This is a genomic window from Brevundimonas basaltis (assembly GCF_014202075.1).
In the GTDB taxonomy this organism is placed as follows: domain Bacteria; phylum Pseudomonadota; class Alphaproteobacteria; order Caulobacterales; family Caulobacteraceae; genus Brevundimonas; species Brevundimonas basaltis.
Genome location: NZ_JACHFZ010000001.1, coordinates 119,139 through 137,825, shown reverse-complemented (window position 1 = coordinate 137,825; position 18,687 = coordinate 119,139). Strand labels below are relative to the sequence as shown.

General features: G+C 68.1%; 19 protein-coding genes. 7 read left to right on the top strand and 12 right to left on the bottom strand.

Annotation, left to right across the window (positions count from 1 at the left end; translation table 11 throughout):
- Positions 1-283: 283 nt before the first annotated feature.
- On the bottom strand, positions 284-1,561 hold the full coding sequence (gene clpX, locus HNQ67_RS00790) for an ATP-dependent Clp protease ATP-binding subunit ClpX (RefSeq protein WP_183251434.1): 1,278 nt from the start codon (positions 1,559-1,561) through the stop codon (positions 284-286).
- A gap of 189 nt (positions 1,562-1,750) precedes the next feature.
- On the opposite strand from clpX, the gene HNQ67_RS00785 reads away from it, so the two are divergent.
- Positions 1,751-2,407, top strand: coding sequence for an HAD-IB family hydrolase (locus HNQ67_RS00785; RefSeq protein WP_183251432.1), 657 nt, complete (start codon positions 1,751-1,753; stop codon positions 2,405-2,407).
- Positions 2,408-2,411: 4 nt separating this feature from the next.
- Here the strand turns inward: HNQ67_RS00785 and HNQ67_RS00780 are convergent, their stop codons facing one another.
- The 4 genes from HNQ67_RS00780 to tig all read right to left on the bottom strand — a co-directional run bounded on the left by HNQ67_RS00780 (position 2,412) and on the right by tig (position 5,962).
- A complete protein-coding gene (locus tag HNQ67_RS00780; RefSeq protein ID WP_183251430.1) occupies positions 2,412-3,329 on the bottom strand; it encodes a hypothetical protein in 918 nt (305 codons plus the stop codon).
- Between the two features lie 85 nt (positions 3,330-3,414).
- Positions 3,415-3,732, bottom strand: a complete 318-nt coding sequence (locus HNQ67_RS00775) for a hypothetical protein (RefSeq protein WP_183251428.1) — start codon at positions 3,730-3,732, stop codon at positions 3,415-3,417.
- Between the two features lie 77 nt (positions 3,733-3,809).
- Entirely contained in the window at positions 3,810-4,457 is a 648-nt protein-coding gene (locus tag HNQ67_RS00770; RefSeq protein WP_183251426.1) for an ATP-dependent Clp protease proteolytic subunit, read from the bottom strand.
- A 161-nt stretch (positions 4,458-4,618) separates the two neighbouring features.
- Positions 4,619-5,962: a trigger factor gene (gene tig, locus HNQ67_RS00765; protein WP_183251424.1), complete on the bottom strand. Its 1,344-nt coding sequence runs from the start codon at positions 5,960-5,962 to the stop codon at positions 4,619-4,621.
- A 191-nt stretch (positions 5,963-6,153) separates the two neighbouring features.
- On the opposite strand from tig, the gene HNQ67_RS00760 reads away from it, so the two are divergent.
- Entirely contained in the window at positions 6,154-6,858 is a 705-nt protein-coding gene (locus HNQ67_RS00760; RefSeq protein ID WP_221247683.1) for an MBL fold metallo-hydrolase, read from the top strand.
- Here the strand turns inward: HNQ67_RS00760 and HNQ67_RS00755 are convergent.
- A complete protein-coding gene (locus tag HNQ67_RS00755; protein ID WP_183251422.1) occupies positions 6,855-7,145 on the bottom strand; it encodes an LbetaH domain-containing protein in 291 nt (96 codons plus the stop codon). The genes HNQ67_RS00760 and HNQ67_RS00755 overlap by 4 nt on opposite strands.
- 121 nt (positions 7,146-7,266) lie before the next feature.
- Here HNQ67_RS00755 and HNQ67_RS00750 point away from each other — a divergent pair, with 121 nt between their 5' ends.
- Together HNQ67_RS00750 and HNQ67_RS00745 are read left to right on the top strand one after the other, a co-directional pair.
- Positions 7,267-7,443, top strand: a complete 177-nt coding sequence (locus HNQ67_RS00750; protein ID WP_183251419.1) for a hypothetical protein — start codon at positions 7,267-7,269, stop codon at positions 7,441-7,443.
- 106 nt (positions 7,444-7,549) lie between these two features.
- Positions 7,550-7,771: a con-10 family general stress protein gene (locus HNQ67_RS00745; RefSeq protein WP_183251417.1), complete on the top strand. Its 222-nt coding sequence runs from the start codon at positions 7,550-7,552 to the stop codon at positions 7,769-7,771.
- Between the two features lie 59 nt (positions 7,772-7,830).
- Here the strand turns inward: HNQ67_RS00745 and egtB are convergent, their stop codons facing one another.
- The gene (gene egtB, locus HNQ67_RS00740) at positions 7,831-9,990 is read right to left on the bottom strand and encodes an ergothioneine biosynthesis protein EgtB (protein WP_183251415.1); all 2,160 of its coding nucleotides are present in this window, start codon (positions 9,988-9,990) and stop codon (positions 7,831-7,833) included.
- A 163-nt stretch (positions 9,991-10,153) separates the two neighbouring features.
- Here egtB and HNQ67_RS00735 point away from each other — a divergent pair, with 163 nt between their 5' ends.
- On the top strand, positions 10,154-10,717 hold the full coding sequence (locus HNQ67_RS00735; RefSeq protein WP_183251413.1) for a sigma-70 family RNA polymerase sigma factor: 564 nt from the start codon (positions 10,154-10,156) through the stop codon (positions 10,715-10,717).
- 3 nt (positions 10,718-10,720) lie between these two features.
- Here the strand turns inward: HNQ67_RS00735 and HNQ67_RS00730 are convergent, their stop codons facing one another.
- The 5 genes from HNQ67_RS00730 to HNQ67_RS00710 form a co-directional block, all read right to left on the bottom strand.
- The gene (locus HNQ67_RS00730) at positions 10,721-11,734 is read right to left on the bottom strand and encodes a beta-eliminating lyase-related protein (RefSeq protein ID WP_183251411.1); all 1,014 of its coding nucleotides are present in this window, start codon (positions 11,732-11,734) and stop codon (positions 10,721-10,723) included.
- A gap of 3 nt (positions 11,735-11,737) precedes the next feature.
- Positions 11,738-12,667, bottom strand: a complete 930-nt coding sequence (locus tag HNQ67_RS00725) for a mechanosensitive ion channel family protein (protein ID WP_183251409.1) — start codon at positions 12,665-12,667, stop codon at positions 11,738-11,740.
- A gap of 52 nt (positions 12,668-12,719) precedes the next feature.
- A complete protein-coding gene (locus HNQ67_RS00720) occupies positions 12,720-14,414 on the bottom strand; it encodes a cisplatin damage response ATP-dependent DNA ligase (protein ID WP_183251407.1) in 1,695 nt (564 codons plus the stop codon).
- Between the two features lie 152 nt (positions 14,415-14,566).
- A complete protein-coding gene (locus tag HNQ67_RS00715) occupies positions 14,567-16,384 on the bottom strand; it encodes an ATP-binding protein (protein WP_183251405.1) in 1,818 nt (605 codons plus the stop codon).
- A 78-nt stretch (positions 16,385-16,462) separates the two neighbouring features.
- A complete protein-coding gene (locus HNQ67_RS00710; RefSeq protein ID WP_183251403.1) occupies positions 16,463-16,789 on the bottom strand; it encodes a BolA family protein in 327 nt (108 codons plus the stop codon).
- Positions 16,790-16,834: 45 nt separating this feature from the next.
- Here HNQ67_RS00710 and HNQ67_RS00705 point away from each other — a divergent pair, with 45 nt between their 5' ends.
- Positions 16,835-17,509, top strand: a complete 675-nt coding sequence (locus HNQ67_RS00705; protein ID WP_183251401.1) for a J domain-containing protein — start codon at positions 16,835-16,837, stop codon at positions 17,507-17,509.
- Between the two features lie 65 nt (positions 17,510-17,574).
- The gene (locus HNQ67_RS00700) at positions 17,575-18,684 is read left to right on the top strand and encodes an FAD-dependent oxidoreductase (protein ID WP_183251399.1); all 1,110 of its coding nucleotides are present in this window, start codon (positions 17,575-17,577) and stop codon (positions 18,682-18,684) included.
- The last annotated feature ends 3 nt before the right edge of the window (positions 18,685-18,687 follow it).

Sequence of the window (18,687 nt, the reverse complement as noted above, 5' to 3'; positions counted from 1 at the left end):
GCCCGCCATTCGGCGGCCTTGTCGTGAGTATGTGGTTTGGATCGCACAGGGTTCAAGCGTGACCGGCGTGGGGTCGCCCGTTCCATCCACAGCCAGCCAAGCTGCTTAGGAAAACCGCCCGGAAGCCGGAGACCGAAACGAACGTGCGCCATGGGGCGCGGAGATCGGAATCCCGACTGTTCAGCCCTGTGGCGTAGACGCATCAGGCCACCCGCCGCTGGAGCCGGACAAGTAGAAGGGCGGAGCCTTCACCGACTCCGCCCTCCATGTGTTCCCGGGATCGTCAGGCGGCGCTGTCGGGCGTCGCCGACTTTTTGCCTTTGCTCTCCGAATAGATCAGCAGCGGCTGGGCCTTGCCCTCGATCACCTCGGCGTTGACCACGACCTCCTCGACGCCCTCAAAAGTGGGCAGTTCGAACATCGTCTCCAGCAGGATGCCCTCAAGGATCGAGCGCAGGCCGCGGGCGCCAGTCTTGCGGGTAATGGCCTTCTTGGCCACCGCCGTCAGGGCGTCGTCGGTGAACGTCAGGTCGACATTCTCCATCTCGAACAGCCGCTTGTACTGCTTGACCAGGGCATTCTTGGGCTCGGTCAGGATGGTGACCAGGGCTTCCTCGTCCAGGTCCTCCAGCGTCGCCAGCACGGGCAGACGGCCGATGAATTCGGGGATCAGGCCGAAGCGCATCAGATCGTCCGGCTCGACGCCCTTGAGGATGTCGCCGGTGCGGCGCTCGTCGATCTCCTTGACCTTGGCCCCGAAGCCGATCGAGGCCCCGTCGCCGCGCGCCGAGATGACCTTCTCGAGGCCGGCGAAGGCGCCGCCGACGATGAACAGGATGTTGGCGGTGTCGACCTGCAGGAACTCCTGCTGGGGGTGCTTGCGACCGCCCTGCGGGGGCACGGAGGCGACGGTGCCTTCCATGATTTTCAGCAGGGCCTGCTGCACGCCCTCGCCCGAGACGTCGCGGGTGATCGAGGGGTTGTCCGACTTGCGCGAAATCTTGTCGATCTCGTCGATGTAGACGATGCCGCGCTGGGCCCGCTCGACGTTGTAGTCCGAGGCCTGCAGCAGCTTGAGGATGATGTTCTCGACGTCCTCGCCCACATAACCGGCTTCGGTCAGGGTGGTGGCGTCGGCCATGGTGAAGGGCACGTCGATGATGCGCGCCAGCGTCTGGGCCAGCAGCGTCTTGCCGGAGCCGGTCGGCCCGATCAGCATGATGTTCGACTTGGCCAGTTCGACGTCGTTGTTCTTCGTCGCGTGGTTCAGGCGCTTGTAGTGGTTGTGCACCGCGACCGAGAGCACCTTCTTGGCGTGGGCCTGGCCGATCACATAGTCGTCGAGGACCTCGCGAATCTCCTTCGGCGACGGCACGCCGTCCTTGGCCTTGGAGAACGAGATTTTGTGCTCTTCACGGATGATGTCCATGCAGAGTTCGACGCACTCGTCGCAGATGAACACCGTCGGTCCGGCGATGAGCTTGCGCACCTCATGCTGGCTCTTTCCGCAGAAAGAGCAGTACAGCGTGCTTTTGGCGTCTGTGCCGGCGGCTTTGGTCATCGACCCTTCTCACTCCCGCGATCGGCCCCGATATGAGGCGAAACGCGCTTCCTTGGCGTTGATTCCCAAACATTGGGCGCAAAGGTCTTCAAAAAATGACAATCACCCATCAAAGCGCCCGCCACAACCCCGGCCAAGCGTGGCCGGAGCAGGAAGCGGACGGTTCACTGTTGATGGCGATCACGGCGAATGTCTGACATGGGAAGCGCAACTCCGTTTCGCCAGCGGCCCCGCAAGGATCAGGCCATCGTCGCCTTCGACTTCGACGGGACCCTGACGATCCGCGACAGTTTCACCGAATTCCTGCGCGGGCGGGCCGGGCCGGGCGCATGGGCGCTGGGGCTCGTCAAAATGGCCCCGGCGGTGGCGACCTACGCCCGCGACCGGGACCGGGGACGGATCAAGGCCGCCTCGGTGCGGGAATTCCTGCGGGGCGTGGACCGCGCGACGCTGGAGGGCGACGCCGAACGCTTCGCTGACCGGATTTGGCACAGGTTCATGCGGCCGGACGCCCTCGCCTGCTGGAACGCCTGGGGCGACAAAGGCGCGCACCGGGTGATCGTGACCGCCAGCCCGGAGACGACGGTGGCCCCGTTCGCCCGCCGGCTGGGAGCCGAGGCCCTGCTCGGCACGCCGCTGGTGTTCGACGGCGACGACCGCGTCACCGGCGCCTTCGCCAGCCCCAACTGTCGCGGCGAGGAGAAGGTGCGCCGTCTGCGCGCCGTGTATGGCGAGGACATGCGGCTGGCCGCCGCTTATGGCGACACATCCGGCGACACCGAGATGCTGGCCATGGCGGACGAACCGGGGTTCCGGGTGTTCACGGAGCGGCCGTCTTGGGGGTGAGCCCTCATTCCGGAGCGGCGACCCGGCCGAGTTGGGCGACGAGCCGGTCCTCCTGGGTCCCCACACCGACACGCCGGACCGGGTCCGCCTCGTAAAGGGCGGCCAGATACGACCGATCCCACTCGGTCAGTCCGGCGACCGACGGGTCGTCGAACAGATTCAGCACGGTCTCGTACGCGGCCGTGTCGCCCTCGGGGTCGACCTGGGCGTAGGCGACCATCAACAGGTAATCGCAAAGCTGGGGGATGGTGACCTCGCCCAGCCTGTCGATGTCCACCAGCACCATCACCTTCGACAGGTCGTCGCGGATGCGCGATCCGTGCTGGGAGCGGGCGTAAACCCGGAGACCGGGCGGGGGCCGGCCGGGCAGCCGGACCGCAGGCTGTGTCGCCCCCGAGAAGATATCGAAATGCATCGGAATGCTAATGTGCCACCAACGGACCGCGGCGTCGGACGAGACAAAGGTCCGCAGCGCGCCCGCGCCGCCCCTCGTCCCGGAGACATTCGGCTGGAACGCGCCCGGGCTGCGGGCGACCCAGGCCCTGGCAACGGCGGGAGCGTCGACCGCGCCGATGATGAAGACGTTGGGCTCGCAATCCAGCTCGCCGACCGGCAGTCCCAGTTCGTCGGCCCGCACCACCAGCTGATCGGCGATGGGCCGCGCCGCGTCGCCGCTGAAATTCACCACCCCGAAACAGGCGGGCCCGTCCCAGCGTGCCAGCCCCCGGCTGCGCACCGGCTGCGCTACCTCCTCGACGAAGATCCGGGCGCGCTCCTCCAAGGGTCGGCCGGACACGATGACGTCTTCGACCGTGCTCACCGGCGGCTCCTGATCGTCCGGCTCCGCGGGCGGCGTCTGCGCCCCTGCCGGCCCGGCGCCGGCGAGAACCAGCACGAAGATCAGTCCCAGCCACCGAACCATCGGCCTGCCTCCGGATGTCAGAGCGGCATTATCACCCGTTTTCCGCGAGGAGTCACCTCTCGGGCTCGGCCGACCGGAACCCGGCTCAGCGGCCCTCGGCATCCACGTCGAAGACCACGGCCTTGCCGCGCGAGGTCGGGTTCCAGCCAGCCTCGATGGCCGACGCCACGGCGTTGCGCACATGGTCGGTGTTGACGAACTGCTTCTCGACGTCGGGCCGGCCGTTGGGGCGCACGGGGGGCGGAAACTGCACGATGGCCTCGCGCTTGAAGTCCTGAAGCCGCAGCGTCACGGCGACGCCCTCCCACTGACCGCCGGTCGTCGGCCGCGGCTGGCGCCGGAGCTCCCAGTGATAGATGTCGCCGTCGACCTCGACGGTCCCCTTGGTGTCACGCGTCTGCATGCCGGGGCGATAGCACAAAAGAAAAAGGCGCGTCGTCCCCGGCGCGCCCTCCCCTCGACCTATGAACCGGAGTCCGATCAGGACCCCGGCGTCTTGACGCCGTCGTCCTCGGCCTGTTCGCGGCGGTCGTAGACGTGGTCGACGATGCCCCAGTCCTTGGCCTCCGTGGCGCTCATGAAATGATCGCGGTCGAGGGTCTTCTCGACCTCCTCATAGGTCCGGCCGGTGTGCTGGACGTAGATCTCGTTTAGCCGCCGCTTGGTGTAGCGGATGTCGGCGGCGTGCAGTTCGATGTCCGAGGCCTGGCCGCGGAAGCCGCCCGAGGGCTGGTGCACCATGACCCGGGCGTTCGGCAGGGCCACGCGCTGGCCCGCGGCTCCGGCCGTCAGGATCAGCGAGCCGGCCGAGGCGGCCATGCCCATGCACACCGTCGACACCGGCGAGCGGATGTATTGCATGGTGTCGTAGATCGCCAGCGCCGAGGACACCTGTCCGCCCGGACTGTTGATGTACATGCTGATTTCCTTCTTCGGGTTCTCCGACTCGAGGAACAGCAGCTGGGCGCAGATCAGCGACGCCATACCGTCCTCGAAGGGCCCGGTGAGGAAGATGATCCGCTCGCGCAGCAGGCGCGAGAAGATGTCGAAAGCCCGCTCGCCCCGGCTGGATTGCTCCACCACCATGGGGACGAGGTTCATGTTCATCAGTTCGATCGGATCGCGCATTCAGGCCTTCTCGGGATGCTGCAGCCGCGACTCACCGGTCGCGCGCCTGTTCGACAGGATATCGCGTCGTCCGGCCGATGATGCAAGGCGGGCCAATAAAGCAAATCCCCGCTTCGGCGACCGAAGCGGGGATTGGCGGCGTTCCGGCTCTGCGCCTTCGCCTACAGGTCGTCGTCTTCCTTGAGCAGCTCTTCCTTGCTGATCTTGCTGTCGGTCACCTTGGCCTGGTCGAAGATCAGGTCGCAGACCTTCTCCTCGTAGATCGGCGCGCGCATCTGGGCCGCGGCGTTGGGGTTCTGGCGATAGAAGTCCAGCACCTGACGCTCCTGACCCGGATAGTTGCGAGCCTCGGCCATGATGGCGTTGTTCAGCTCCTGATCCGAGACCTGGACGTTGTTGGCGCGGCCGATCTCGGCCAGCACCAGACCGAGGCGCACGCGGCGCTCGGCGATCTTGCGGTACTCTTCCTTGAGCTTCTTCTCGGACTTCTTGGCGTCCTCCTCCGGCAGGTTGCCGGCTTCCTTGTCGGCCTGGACCTGGCCCCAGATGCCGTCGAACTCGGCGTCGACCATCTTGGGCGGCAGCGGGAAGTCGTGGGCCTTGTCCAGCTCGTCGAGCAGGGCGCGCTTCAGCTTGAAGCGGGCCGCGCCCTTATACTGCTGGTTCAGATTGTCGCGCAGCAGCTCCTTGAGCTTGTCCAGCGACTCTAGGCCGATGCGCTTGGCGAAATCCTCGTCGACGACGGCGGGGGCCTCGGCCTTGATGGCCTTGACGGTGACGTCGAAGGTCACGGCCTTACCGGCCAGGTGTTTGGCCTGATAGTCCTCGGGGAAGGTCACGTTGAGGACCTTCTCCTCGCCGACCTTGGCGCCCTTCAGCTGTTCCTCGAAGCCCGGGATGAAGCGGCCCGAGCCGATCACCAGCTGGGCGTCCTCGGCGGCGCCGCCCTCGAAGGGCTCGCCGTCCAGCTTGCCCAGGAAGTCGATGGTGACCTCGTCGCCCTCGGCGGCCTTGACGGTCTTGCCCTTCTTGTCCTCGTACGACTTGGCCTGGCCGGCCAGCTCGGTGAGGGCCTCGTCGAGGTCGGCGTCGGTGGCCTCGTAGGTCGGACGCTTCAGCTTCAGCGTCTTGATGTCGACCGGGGTGAATTCCGGCATCACCTCAAGCGACATCTCATAGGCCAGGTCGTCCTCGCCCTTGATGACCTTGTCCATGTCGGAGGTCAGCTTCATCTCGGCCGGGGCGGCCGGACGCAGCTTGGCGTCGTCGAGCGCCTTCTGGCTCGAGCTGTTCAGCGCCTCGTTGACGATCTCGCCCATCAGGTCGCGGCCGAAGGTCTTCTTGACGTGCGAGGTCGGGACCTTGCCGGGCCGGAAGCCCTTCAGCTTCATCTGCGGCGCGACTTCCTTCAGCTTGGCGTCCAGCTTCTGGTTCAGCTCCGCGACGGGGATGGTCACCGCGATCACGCGGCTGAGGCCTTCGTTGGACTTTTCGACGACTTGCATGGTCGGGATTCTGACGCTCTGGGGCGGCGCCATTGAGTCAGGCGCTGCGCGGTGTGGGTAAAGCAACAAGGGCCGCCCTTGTGAGGCGGCGCCTTTGAAGCCCGCCCTTATGTCGATGACGGCCCGAAAGGTCAACGTGAACCCGACCGCCTCGGGTTTCGGAGCGCGGTCTTAGGCGCTATCCAGCCGTCATGGATCAGGCCTCACCTCCCCCGATCGGCGTCGCCGTCTTCCCGGTCACCCCGCTACAGCAGAATTGCACCCTCGTCTGGTGCCGCAGGACGCTTAAGGCCGCGATCATCGACCCTGGCGCTGCCGTCGATGCCCTGCTCGGCGCTGTAGCGAAGCAGGGACTGACGCTGGACGCCATCTGGATCACCCACGGCCACCTCGACCACGCCGGCGGGGCGGCCGAGATGCAGGAGAAGACCGGGCTCGACATCATCGGCCCGCACCCGGACGACCAGTTCTGGATCGACGGCATCCCCGCTCAGGGACAGATGTACGGCCTGCCGGAGGCGCGCAGCTTCACCCCCACTCGCTGGCTGGCGGACGGCGACACGGTGACCCTCGGCGAGACGGCGTGGGAGGTCTACCACTGCCCCGGCCACACCCCCGGCCATGTGATCTTCTTCAATCGCGCGGCCCGTTTCGCCCAGGTCGGCGACGTGCTGTTCCAGGGCTCGATCGGACGGACCGACTTCCCGCGCAGCGATTACGCCAGCCTGCTCAACGCCATCGCCACCAAGCTGTGGCCGCTCGGCGACGACGTAACCTTCGTCCCGGGGCACGGGCCGAGTTCGACCTTCGGCGCCGAGCGCCGCAGCAATCCGTTCGTCTCCGACCAGGCGATGAGCCGGGCGCCGATCCCGCGCCCGGCGTCCGGCCCTTCCTAGCGGGCGGCCAGCATGCCGATGACCACCCCGAGGCCGAGGGCGTAGAGGGTCGCCTTCATCGGCTCGTCCTCGACAGCCCGCCGCAGCCGGTCGGCGCGGGTCCGGCCCCAGACGCGGGCCGCTTCGGCATCCTCCCGGACCGCCTCGTGGATCGGTCGCGGCCCGAAGGTGCGGGCCTCACCTTCCAGCAGGATGGCGTCGGCCTCGCGCTCCAGCCGGGTCGATTCCAGTTCGACAGGCTCATCGATGTCTTCGGGCCGGGTGGGGCCGGTGTAGGTCTCGCTCATGACGGGGCTCCTGTGAGGGGTTCGGCTGTTCAATCCGCCCGCCCCGCCCCGGTTCCGGGCCGCCGATATCGTGATTGAACGCCGCCCCCGCCGCCGCGTTCAGACCGGTGAGGAGCTCGCCATGACCTATATCGAACCGACCCCGCCCGGCACGCCCCAGCCCGACATCACGCCACCCCGCACGCCCGGTCCCGACATCGACCCGGCCGGAGCACCAGACGAAATTCCCCCGATCGAGCCCGGCGGAGGCGACGAGGGCGACTCCCGTCCCTACGGCCACAAGGTGCCTGGTCCGTGACAACCCCCCTGATTCGCTCGCGTTTCTGTGAGGGGCGACCCGGAACCGGACGACGCCGGGGGGGTTCATCCACCAACCTCGACCGTCGCGTGAAAGGACAACTGCAATGGCTTTAGGTCAGCCCACCCGAGCCTCTGGTGTTTCCAAGCGGGGCTTCGCCTCGATGGATCCGGAGCGACAGCGCGAGATCGCGCGCAAGGGCGGCGCCAGCGTCCCCAGCGAAAAGCGCAGCTTCTCGCAGGACCGCAGCCTGGCCGCGCAGGCGGGACGCAAGGGCGGCGAAGCCTCGCACGGCTCGCGCACCAAGGAGCCCGGTCCCGCCGAATAGAAGCCGCGCACTGTATGGATCCGGCAAGGCGGCGCTCCCTGAGCGCCGCCTTTTCCGTGTCAGGATTCCAGCAGCACCAGCGCCACGGACGGCGCGGGGCCGGCCTCGAACGCCGCCACCGTCCAGCCCGACGCCGCCGCAAGCTCGCGGACCGAAGCCTCGGTGAACTTGCGCGAACTCTCGGTGTGGATCGTCTCGCCCTTATGAAAGGCGATGGCGCGGCCGTCGATCCGGACCTCCATGTCCCGCGTCGCCTCGAGATGCATCTCCATGCGCGAAGCGTCGGGGTTCCAGACCGCGCGGTGCGCGAAGCCGTCGACATCGAAGCCCGCCTTCAGCTCGCGGTTGGCGCGCACCAGCAGATTGCGGTTGAACGCCGCCGTCACCCCGGCCGCGTCGTCATAGGCGGCGACCAGCGTCTCCGGATCCTTGACCAGATCGACGCCGAGAATGAACAGCGCGCCCTCGCCCAGTTGCCGCCGGGCCGCGGTCAGGAAGGCGACGGCCTCGGCCGGCTCCAGATTGCCGATGGTCGAGCCGGGGAAGAAGCCGACCCGGCGCCCGCTTCCGATCCCCTCGGGCAGGGCCGCCAGATGCAGGAAGTCGCCGACCAGCGGCGCCACCTTCAGGCCGGGATAGCTCTTGTCGATGCTGCGGGCCGCCGCGCTGAGGGCGTCCGCGCTGATGTCGATCGGGACATAGGCGGCCAGGTCGGGCGCCGCGTCCAGCACGATCCGGGTCTTCTCGCTGGCGCCCGAGCCGAACTCGACCAAAGCCGCCCCGGGGCCGAACCGCGCCGCCCACGCCGGAGCGATCTCGCGCAGCAAGGCCGCCTCCTGCCGGGTCGGATAGTATTCCGGCAATCGGGTGATCTCTTCGAACAGGCGGGAGCCTTCAGCGTCGTAAAACCATTTCGGCGAGGCCACCTTGGGCGAACGACCGAGGCCATTCAGCAGGTCGCGGCGGAAACGGGCGGTCTCCGCCTCCCCCATGGCGCGCGCCTCGGGGGCGGGAAGGTCCCTCGCCAGTCTCACTCCCATGAACGCCCACCTTTGCTGTGGATAGAAGAAGTTCCGGTAACTGACCCGCCCATGCCCTTCCGGCGTCGCCCAGGAGGACCCGCGCAGCACCATCTGATTGGCCATGAACTTGCCGTTGTACTCAGACGCGGTCCCTTCGGTTGGCCTGAACCCGCGATATGGGGTGTAGGCGCTCGACGTCCACTGCCAGAGCTCCCCAAAAGCGTTGGAAAACACCTCGGGGCGACAACGCACCGCATGCTCCCACTCGCCTTCGGTCGGGAGCCGGCGGCCGGCCCACCGGGCATAGGCGTCCGCCTCGTAGAAGCTGACGTGCCGCACCGGCGCCGCGGGATCGACCGCCCGGCGGCCCGCCAGCGTCATCGTCGTCAAGCCGGCATCATCACGGCACCAATACAGCGGCGCGGTCCAGCCCTCTGACTGGACCACCGCCCAGCCGTCGGACAACCACAGCTCCGGCCGGGCGTAGCCGCCGTCCTCCATGAAGCCCAGCCAGTCGCCGTTGCTGACCAGGTCGTGATCAAGACCGTAGGGCTCCAGCCATTGGCGATGAACCGGTCTCTCATTGTCGAAGGCGAAGCCGCCGCCGTCATGGCCGATCCGGGCCAACCCGCCCTCGAACCGGGTCATGCCGCCCCGCGCCTCCTGCGCCGGCGCCCACCGCGGTTCCTCGTCATAGGCGGCCGGGTCCAAGGGTGAACGCGCCATCAGGTTCAGAAGGTCCATCAGGAACAGCTCCTGATGCTGCTGGTCGTGGTGCAGGCCGAGGGTGAACAGATAGGCGGGCTGCCCCTCCGGCGCGCCTGCCTCGAGCCACGCCTCCATCCGCCGGTCCACCTCGCGCCGGTAGTCCAGCACCTCGTCCAGCGACGGGCGAGTCATCAGCCCCCGCTCGCCGCGCTCCACCCGCTCGCCCAGAGCTTCGTAGTAGCTGTTGAACAGGGTCTGGAAACGGGGATCGACGGGCTCGTAGCCCGGCTCGGTCGCCAGGATCATCGCCTCGAAGAACCAGCTGGTATGAGCCAGGTGCCACTTGCCGGGGCTGCAGTCGGTCATCGGCTGGGCCGCCAGGTCTTCCGCGCTCAGTCCGCGGGCGAGTGCCGGCAGCGCGCAACGGACCCGCCGGAACTCCTCAAGCATCGCGCCGGGGGCCGTCGAGGCTCTGGTGGATACAGTCATGCGTAGGCCCCTGCTCGTTGACTGCCGCGGTCCGGGACAACCTTCACGGTCCTGTTTTGTTCCATGCGCATGCAGCCGTTGTCCAGCGGAACGCTCCCGGAGAGCTGACGTTCAATCCCCACGTCCCTGATTTACGGTGACATTTCGTCGAGAGCGGGTCCGCATGACGCTGCCCAGCACGCCATCCGAGGAGAGTGGTTCCGCCGCGGAAGGCGCGCGTGACGGCATCGTCGACCGAACCGGGTGGCGCGAGGTCGTCACGGCCCTCATACCCTCCCTGAGGGCTTTCGCCTGGTCCCTGTCCCGCAACGCGGCCGACGCCGACGATCTGGTGCAGGAGACCCTGACGAAGGCCTGGACTTATCGCGAGCGGTTCGAGCCTGGCACCAATCTGAGGGCCTGGCTGTTCACTATCCTGAGGAATTCCTGGTATTCAGCGGTGGTCAAGCGCCTCCGCGAGGTCGCCGACGAGGACGGCCATCACGCCGCCCGAATGACGGCCGAAGCCAGCCAGGAGTGGTCGGTCGAGCTGAGAGCCCTGAAGCTCGCCCTCGACGACCTGTCGCCCGAACACCGCGAGGCCATCATCATGGTCGGCGCCGCCGGCCTGTCCTACGAGGAGGCGGCCGAGATCGCCGGGTGCGCGCTCGGGACGATCAAGAGCCGCGTCAACCGCGCCCGCAACCGGTTGGCGGAAGCCATGGATATGCCGCGCGGGGCGGACTGAGCCTCAAAGACCGCGCACGGCCTCCAGCAATTCGTCCACGGCCGCGTCGGCCGTGGCCCACGAGCAGACGAACCGGACCGAACCGTCGTCGAAGCGGTAGCAGGCCCAGCCGAGGTCGTTCAGCCGGCGGTGCGCCTCGGGCGGCATTCGCACGAAGACGGCGTTGGCCTCGACCGGATGCGCCAGCACGAAGGGTGAGCCGAGCGCGAACCCTTCGGCCAGCCGCAGCGCCATCTGGTTGGCGTGGGCGGCCCCCTGCTCCCACGCCTTGCTTTCCAGCAGGCCGAGGAACGGCGCGGCCAGATACCGGGCCTTCGAGGCGGTTTGCCCGGCCTGCTTCAGCCGGTTGTCGACGCGCCGGGCCAGCGACTTGTCGAACATGACGATGGCTTCGGTGCAGTTCGCGCCCGCCTTGGCCCCGCCGAACACCAAGACGTTCACGCCCAGCCGGGCGATCTGCGTCAGGTCGAAGCCCGCCGCCGCCGCATTGGCCAGCCGCGCCCCGTCCATGTGCACGCCGCAACCCTTCAGCTTCGCCGGCTCGATCAGGTGACGCAGTTCCTCCTCGCTGTAGACCGTGCCGTATTCGGTCGACTGGGTCAGGCTAAGCGCCGCTGGCGGCTGCCGATGGCCAACCTCGGGCTCGTCGAGCGCGGCGGTCAACGCCAGCGGATCGATCTTGCCCGAGAAGCCCGGCAGGCCGATCAGGCCGACGCCCGAACCGAAGAAGCCAGGCGCGCCGGTTTCGTCGGTGCAGATATGGGCGGCATGGTGGGCCAGCACCGCCTCATGCGGCCAAGCCAGCATAGACAGGGCGATAGCGTTGGCCGCGGTCCCGGAGAAGACGAAACGGATCTCGGCGTCCGCATCCAGCCGCTGGCGGATCAGGTCGGCGGCGCGGGCGCTGACGTGGTCCGCCCCGTAGGCCCGGGCATAGCCCTCATTGGCTTCGACCAGCGCCTGCAGGGCGGCCGGCGCCATGCCCGCCGTATTGTCGGATCCGAAGTCGTAACGCACCCGTCAGTCTCCCTCTGCCTCGGCCGGGGGCGCCGCGACGACGCGGGCGAAGGCGGTCCCCTTGGCCGGAACCTCGACCTGGTGCGGGAACGGAATTTCGATGCCGGCGGCGTCGATGGCCTCCTTGCCGCCCTGCATCAGATCGGCCTGGGTCTGCCACCAGTCGCCGGACTCCACCCACGCCTGCAGCCGGATCTCCACGGCGCTGTCGAGCAGGCCGGTGACGCCCGTCCAGGGCGGCGGATCCGCCAGCACCTTCTCATGGGCCGCCGCTACGCCGACCAGTACCGCTCGCGCCGCGTTCAGATCCTCGCCGTAGCCGACGGTGAAATTAATCTCGATCCGCCGCGTCGTCTGGCCCGACAGGTTCAGGATCACATCGCCCAGCACCTGCGAATTGGGGACTACGATCTTGTGGTTGTTGGCGTTCGACATCTGCGTCGTGAACAGGTCCAGCCGCTGCACGGTGCCGACGGCCCCGCCGATGTCGATCACGTCCCCGACCTTGTAGGGCCGCAACACCAGCAGCAACACCCCCGCCGCCACATTCGACAGCGTCCCCTGCAGCGCCAGACCCACGGCCAGCGACGCCGCGCCCAGCACCGCGATGATCGATGTGGTCTGCACCCCCAGCCGTTGCAGGATGGCGATGAAACCAAGGATGTAGACCAACACCCGGACCACCTGCACGGCAAAGCTCAGGATAGTCTGGTCGTGGCGGAAGGCCTGCGCCCGCAGCAGGACGCGCCGGGTCAGCCGGGCCGCCCAACGCGCCCCAATGACCGTGGCCGCGAGGATGATGGAGGCGATGACCAGGTTGACCGCCAGGTCGCCGGCCAGATCGGTCAGCTTCGCCAGCATGGCCGCGTCGACTGTCACCGCCTTCTGCCCGGCGGCCACGGCGTCGTTGAAGGAGGTCGGGAGCGAGGTCATCAGCCGGGTCTAACGTCCCCGCCCGGATTTTAAACCCCGCCGCTCCAATTCTTCAGCCCTGCGCCGTCCCGATCCGTCCGCCACCGCTTTCCAGCGCGTCGAGCAGATCCATCACATCGTCCAGCGTGTTGGCCTCGCGCGCCGGCTTGTCCCAGCGGATGCGGCTGACGCGCGGGAAACGCATGGCCACGCCCGACTTGTGCCGCGTCGACCGATTCAGTCCCTCGAAGGCGATCTCGAGCACCAGACCAAAGTCACGTTCGGCCCGCACCGACCGCACCGGCCCGAAGCGCTCGACGGTGTGCTCCCGCACGAATTTGTCGAGCTGTTTCAACTCCTCGTCGGTGAAGCCGAAATAGGCCTTGCCCACCGGCGTGAGCGCACCGTCCCGCGTCCACACCCCGAAGGTGTAGTCGGAATAGAAGCTGGACCGCTTGCCGTGCCCGCGCTGGGCGTACATCAGCACCGCGTCAATGACGTGCGGGTCGCGCTTCCACTTGAACCACGGGCCCTTGGGTCGGCCCGCGACATAGGGACTGTCCCATCGCTTCAGCATCAACCCCTCGGCCGCCGCCCCGACCGGCGGATCGGCGCGGAGGGCGGCCAGTTCGTCCCAGTCGGCATAGGGCACGACCGGCGACAGATGCAGCCGGTCGCCGCCATGGTCCGCGACCACCGCCTCAAGTCGCGCCCGCCGCTGCCGCAGCGGCAGGCCTCGCAAGTCCTCGCCGTTCTCAGACAGCAGGTCGTAGGCGACAATGACGGCCGGATACGCCGCCATCATCTTCGCATCGACGGTCTTGCGGTTGAGCCGTTGCTGCAGATCGCCGAACGGCGCGACGGCGCCGTCGCGCCAGACGACCAGCTCGCCGTCCACCGCCCCCTCGAATGCCAGCCCGGCCATGATATCGGCGAAGGCGCCGGAGATCTCATCCCCGGTTCGGGAATAAAGCCGGGCGACCCCGCTCTCGCGCACCGCCTGCACCCGGATGCCGTCCCATTTCCACTCGGCGGCGTAGTCGGCCGGGTCGAGCTTCGCGAAATCCGCCGCCTCGTCGATCGCCGTCGCCAGCATCACAGGCCTGAACCGGCCCGGGGCCTCGGCGTCCGGCCGGTCGCCATGCCCCTCGAGCCAGGCAAACAGGTCGCCATAGGGCGGCTCTAGAGCGTGCCAGATCTCCTCGATCTCCGACACCTCGACAGGCTCGAGCGCGACCGCCGCCTCGCCGCCATCCGGGTCGGGCGGTTCGCTGACGGTCGCGGGCCGCACCATGGCGGCCGCTGTCTTGGCCAGCCGTGCGGACAGTCCGACGCGCAGCCCTCCGGTCATCAGCTTGAGCAGGGCCCACCGGCCCTTGGGCTCCAGCGCGTCGAGCCAGCCCTCGAGCAACCCCGCCACCTCGCCGCGACCGGCGGTGCGCAGCGCCTCGACCACCTCTCCCAGCTCGGGTTCCCGGTTGGGGCGGTGATCGGGATCGCGCGGCCAGATCAGGGCGACCGTCTCGGCCAGATCGCCGACGTAGTCGTACGACCAGCCGAACAGCACGGCGTCGACCCGGCCCTCCACCGCCTTGCGTATCATGGCCGGCTTGGCCGCGGCGAAGGTCAGCTCGCCCGTTAACGACGCCAAGGCCCAGCCCCGGTCAGGGTCGGGCGTGCTGCGCAGATAGTCCCTCAGTAAAACCAGCTTCGCATTGCGCGACGCGGTCAGAGACAGGCGATCCAGCAGTTCGGCGAAGGCGCGCATTCCGTCTCCAAACGCGAAAACGCCCCGGAAGTCTCCATTCGGGGCGTTTCGGCTGTGGCGTCGGCCTGTTTTGGTTGAACAGAGCCGCCTGAACCGCGACGCTCATAGCCGGTTCAGATGGGCGGCGCCGATTGCGCCCGTTCGACGACCGTTCAGGCCGCCCGGGCTTTCTCGCCCAGGGCGGTCAGCGCGCGCAGTCCAGCCCGGCCGGCGCCGACCTGGTTCATCACCGCCGCCAGGGCGGCGAAGTCGATCGGCTTGTTCAGATAGGCGTCGGCGCCCGCCTCCAGCCCGGCCTCGTGGTCCTCTGTCCGCGCTGAGGCCGAAAGCACGACGATCGGCGTCTCGGCGTTGATTCCGCCCCCGGCCCGGATGCCGCGCGTGGCGGTCAGCCCGTCCATGACCGGCATGTTCACATCCATGATGATCAGGTCGAAACGCTGGCCCGCTGTCATCTCGAGCGCGATCTGGCCGTTCTCGGCCGTCGAGGAGGTATGGCCGGCGGAGCTCATCCAGGCTTCCAGGATCATCCGGTTGACCGGGTGGTCCTCGACAACCAGTACATTCAGCGACCGCCCGTCCTGGACCTCAGCCGCGATCGGCGCGGCGGCCTCCTGCCGGGTCCATTCGACGACCTCGGTCTCGACCGTGAAGGTGAAGGTCGAGCCCTCGCCCACCGTCGATTCCACGGTGATGTCGCCGCCCATGATGTTGGCCATGCGCTGCGAGATGGTCAGGCCCAGACCGGTGCCGCCGAAGCGGCGCGTCGAGGAAGCGTCGACCTGGGTGAAGGGCTGGAACAGCCGCTCCAGATCCTCCGGCGAAATGCCGGCCCCGGAGTCCTTGACCGAAAAGGCGAACCTGACCTGGTTGTCGCCCATGCGTTCCGAGCGCACCGTATAGACCACCTCCCCCGCGTCGGTGAATTTCACGGCGTTGGAGAGCAGGTTGTGGATCACCTGGCAGACCCTCAGCGGGTCTCCGCGGACCACGGCGGGGGCGTCGCCCTCGAAGCGGGCCGAAAAAGTCAGGCCCTTGGCCTCCGCCTGGGCCTGGAACGGTCCGGTGATGCGCTTGTGCAGGTCGGACATGGAGACGTCGACCATCTCGAAGGTCATCTTGCCGGCCTCGATCTTAGTCATGTCGAGGATGTCGTTGAGCAGACTCAGCAGATTGTCGCCCGAGTTGCGAATGATCGACAGATATTCGCGCTGCGTCGGCTCCAGCCGGGTCGCGCCGAGCAACTGGGCCGCCCCGAGTACGCCGTTCATCGGCGTCCGCAGTTCATGCGAAATAACGCCCAGGAAGCTGGATTTGGCCTCGCTGGCCGCATTGGCACGGTCGCGGGCGCTTTCCAGTTCCTCGATCAGGTGCGCCTGGTGCTCCTGGAAAGCACGGATGCGTTCTTCGCGCAGCATGGTCATCAGGACCAGCACGACCAGACCGGCGCCGGTGAACGGCACCACGCCCATGAAGGCCCAGAACAGGTCGGTGCCCCAAAGGGAGGCCGCGATCACGGCGGCGGCAGCGCTGTAGGGCGACGAAATCACCACCGCCTGTTTCGGCGAGCTTCTCAGCTGTGCGAACACCAGCACATAGCCGGAGACGAGCAGGGTCATGGCCAGGGGCTGGCCGAACGGGTGGCCGGAAAACCACGCCATCAGCGGCGCGGTCGCCCAGGCGGCGGTGGTCGCAGTGGCCACGGCCGGGAAGATCAGGCCCCAGCCCGCCCCGACGCGTTCGCTGATGCGCTTCTCCATCGCGCCGCGGAGAGTGCCGGCAGCGATCGTCCCGAGAAACCAGAGCGCCGCGGCGATCGGACCGACCACGGCCAGCAGGCCGACGGCCCAGCTGGAGATGATCAGATAGCGCAGATACTGGGTCTGCAGGATGGCGCGCAGCGCCTGGGCGGCCTCACCGGAACCGGGTTCGCCGTTCGCCGGCTTGCTGATCCCGTCGGACTCGACCATTCCGCCCCCTCCCAAACATCCCGGGCCGAACGCTATGGCCAAGATTCTAAGACGAAGTGAACGCCGACGAATCTGCAATCACGGCGTTCGGGCAGGAGCGGATGCGACCGACGCGGCCTCGTCCGGGGTCAGCGCCCGGATCGACAGGGCGTGCACCGGACCCGCCAGCTCCTCTCGCAGCAGGTCGTTGACCGCCCGCTGACGCTGAACCCGCCCCTGCCCCTCGAACGCCGTCGAGACCACCGTCACATTGAAGTGGCTCTCGCCCCCGGCCTTCCCGTCCATGCCGCCTTCATGGTGGTGGCCGGCGTGTCGCCCGCTATCGTCTTCGATCTCCAGCCGGACCGGCGACAGCCCCGACGTCAGTTTTTTGCGAATAATCGTCGCGATCGGGCCTTCCGGCATGGGCTTGTCCTTGTTGGCGACCAATTCGGCCCTACACTTCGTGCGATGTCATCTGCCTTTCAATACAAGCCGCGCTTCAAAGACATGCGGATCAAGCCGCCCCGGCCCGAGGAGGAGGCGGCGGAAGCCGACGTCCTGCACCTCAAGCCGGGCGAGAAGCCGTGCCAGTGGCCCGACTGCCGCCAGGCCGCCACGGCCCGCGCCCCCAAGTCGCGTGAGCGCCTCAACGATTTCTACGACTTCTGCCAACGCCACGCCGGCGAGTACAACAAGGGCTGGAATTTCTACGCCGGCATGAGCGAGGGCGAGGTTCGCGCCGCCCAGGAGAATGAGGCCATGACCGGCGGCCGCCCGACCTGGGAGATGAAGGCCGGCAAATTCACCCGCGAGGCGGCCGCCTTCGCCTCCAAATTCGGCACGGCCAACACCGAAGGCGCGGGCAGTTGGCGCGACAGCTTTGGCCTGTTCGGCCGCCGCACCCGCGAGCAGGCGGGGCCGGCCGGCGAGGATGAACTGCGCCTCGGTCGGCTGGAGCGGGCGGCCCTGGCCGACCTGGACCTCGACGCCCGCAGCGACAAGAAGGCCGTCAAGGCCCGCTATCACGAGCTGCTGAAACGCTTCCACCCGGACCTGAACAAGGGCGACCGCGGCGCCGAGGCCAAGCTGCAGAACGTCATCAAGGCCTACAAGACGCTGAAGAAAGCCGGACTGGCGGCCTGACGGGCGGGCTTCCGCGTCCGCTCGCCACGGTGGACCTCACGTCAGACGCGGCCTAGCGTCGCTCCATGCCCGGCCCGCCCCAGGTCCTGATCGCCGGCGCCGGCCCCACGGGACTGGCCGCGGCCCTGTTCCTGACCCGGCGCGGCGTGCCGGTGCGGATCGTCGACATCGCCGCCGAACCGGGCCGGACCTCGAAGGCTCTCGGGGTCAATCCGCGCACCCTCGACCTTCTGGAGGACACCGGCGTCACCGCCCGGATCGAGGCCGAGGCCCAGGGCGTTCGCGCCCTGCGCATCCATCGCCGCGGCCGCGCCCTGGCGAGCCTGACGATCGACTGGGCCGCTCTCGGCGTCGACCACCGCATGGTCATCCTGCCCCAGGCCCGCACCGAGGCGCTGTTGGCCGGCGCGCTCGCGGCCCTCGGCGTGACGCCGGAACGCGGCCTGGGCCTCGCTGGCCTGACGCAATCCGCAGACAGCGTTACCGCTCGCCTGACCGATGGCTCGACCCTTGAGATCCCGGTGCTGCTCGCCGCGGACGGCGCCCATTCAACTGCCCGCAAGGCGCTCGGTCTCGATTTCCCGGGAGACGCCTGGGAGGAGCCGTGGCGGCTGATGGACGTCGACCTGACCGGCCCCGCCGCCGACGAGGCGTGGATCGATCTGCGCGCCGCCGGCCCGTTCGTCTGCCTGCCCTTCTCGGGCCGGACCTTTCGTCTGATCGGTCCGGGGCCGCCGCTGCTGGACAGTCTGCCCGCCGGCTGGAGCGCCGGAACCGTCCACTGGAGCTCGAACTTCCGCATTTCGCACCGGATGGTCGAGGCCATGACCGTCGGCCGGGTCTGTCTCGCCGGAGACGCGGCCCATATCCATTCCCCGTTCGGCGCGCGGGGCATGAATCTGGGCATCGAGGACGCCTACGTCTTCGCCGCCTGCGCCGCGGACTTCCTCGACGGCGACCGCGCCCGCCTTTACGACTACGGCCGCCTGCGTCAGGCGGTGGACGGCGCCGTCGTCGACCGGGTCCGGGCCGTGACCTCGGCGATCCGCGACACGTCCCGCCGTTCGGATCTGCTGCGCCGTCTGGCCCTTCCGCTGATCGCCCGCCTCCCCTTCGTCATCAACCGCCTGATCAAGGTCGGCATGGGTCTCGACCACCCGGTGACGGTGCGGTAATCG

Coding starts and splice junctions, on each gene's coding strand:
- clpX (WP_183251434.1), bottom strand. CDS start 1,561: ATGACCAAAGCCGCCGGCACAGACGCCAAAAGCACGCTGTACTGCTCT.
- HNQ67_RS00785 (WP_183251432.1), top strand. CDS start 1,751: ATGTCTGACATGGGAAGCGCAACTCCGTTTCGCCAGCGGCCCCGCAAG.
- HNQ67_RS00780 (WP_183251430.1), bottom strand. CDS start 3,329: ATGGTTCGGTGGCTGGGACTGATCTTCGTGCTGGTTCTCGCCGGCGCC.
- HNQ67_RS00775 (WP_183251428.1), bottom strand. CDS start 3,732: ATGCAGACGCGTGACACCAAGGGGACCGTCGAGGTCGACGGCGACATC.
- HNQ67_RS00770 (WP_183251426.1), bottom strand. CDS start 4,457: ATGCGCGATCCGATCGAACTGATGAACATGAACCTCGTCCCCATGGTG.
- tig (WP_183251424.1), bottom strand. CDS start 5,962: ATGCAAGTCGTCGAAAAGTCCAACGAAGGCCTCAGCCGCGTGATCGCG.
- HNQ67_RS00760 (WP_221247683.1), top strand. CDS start 6,154: ATGGATCAGGCCTCACCTCCCCCGATCGGCGTCGCCGTCTTCCCGGTC.
- HNQ67_RS00755 (WP_183251422.1), bottom strand. CDS start 7,145: ATGAGCGAGACCTACACCGGCCCCACCCGGCCCGAAGACATCGATGAG.
- HNQ67_RS00750 (WP_183251419.1), top strand. CDS start 7,267: ATGACCTATATCGAACCGACCCCGCCCGGCACGCCCCAGCCCGACATC.
- HNQ67_RS00745 (WP_183251417.1), top strand. CDS start 7,550: ATGGCTTTAGGTCAGCCCACCCGAGCCTCTGGTGTTTCCAAGCGGGGC.
- egtB (WP_183251415.1), bottom strand. CDS start 9,990: ATGACTGTATCCACCAGAGCCTCGACGGCCCCCGGCGCGATGCTTGAG.
- HNQ67_RS00735 (WP_183251413.1), top strand. CDS start 10,154: ATGACGCTGCCCAGCACGCCATCCGAGGAGAGTGGTTCCGCCGCGGAA.
- HNQ67_RS00725 (WP_183251409.1), bottom strand. CDS start 12,667: ATGACCTCGCTCCCGACCTCCTTCAACGACGCCGTGGCCGCCGGGCAG.
- HNQ67_RS00720 (WP_183251407.1), bottom strand. CDS start 14,414: ATGCGCGCCTTCGCCGAACTGCTGGATCGCCTGTCTCTGACCGCGTCG.
- HNQ67_RS00715 (WP_183251405.1), bottom strand. CDS start 16,384: ATGGTCGAGTCCGACGGGATCAGCAAGCCGGCGAACGGCGAACCCGGT.
- HNQ67_RS00710 (WP_183251403.1), bottom strand. CDS start 16,789: ATGCCGGAAGGCCCGATCGCGACGATTATTCGCAAAAAACTGACGTCG.
- HNQ67_RS00705 (WP_183251401.1), top strand. CDS start 16,835: ATGTCATCTGCCTTTCAATACAAGCCGCGCTTCAAAGACATGCGGATC.
- HNQ67_RS00700 (WP_183251399.1), top strand. CDS start 17,575: ATGCCCGGCCCGCCCCAGGTCCTGATCGCCGGCGCCGGCCCCACGGGA.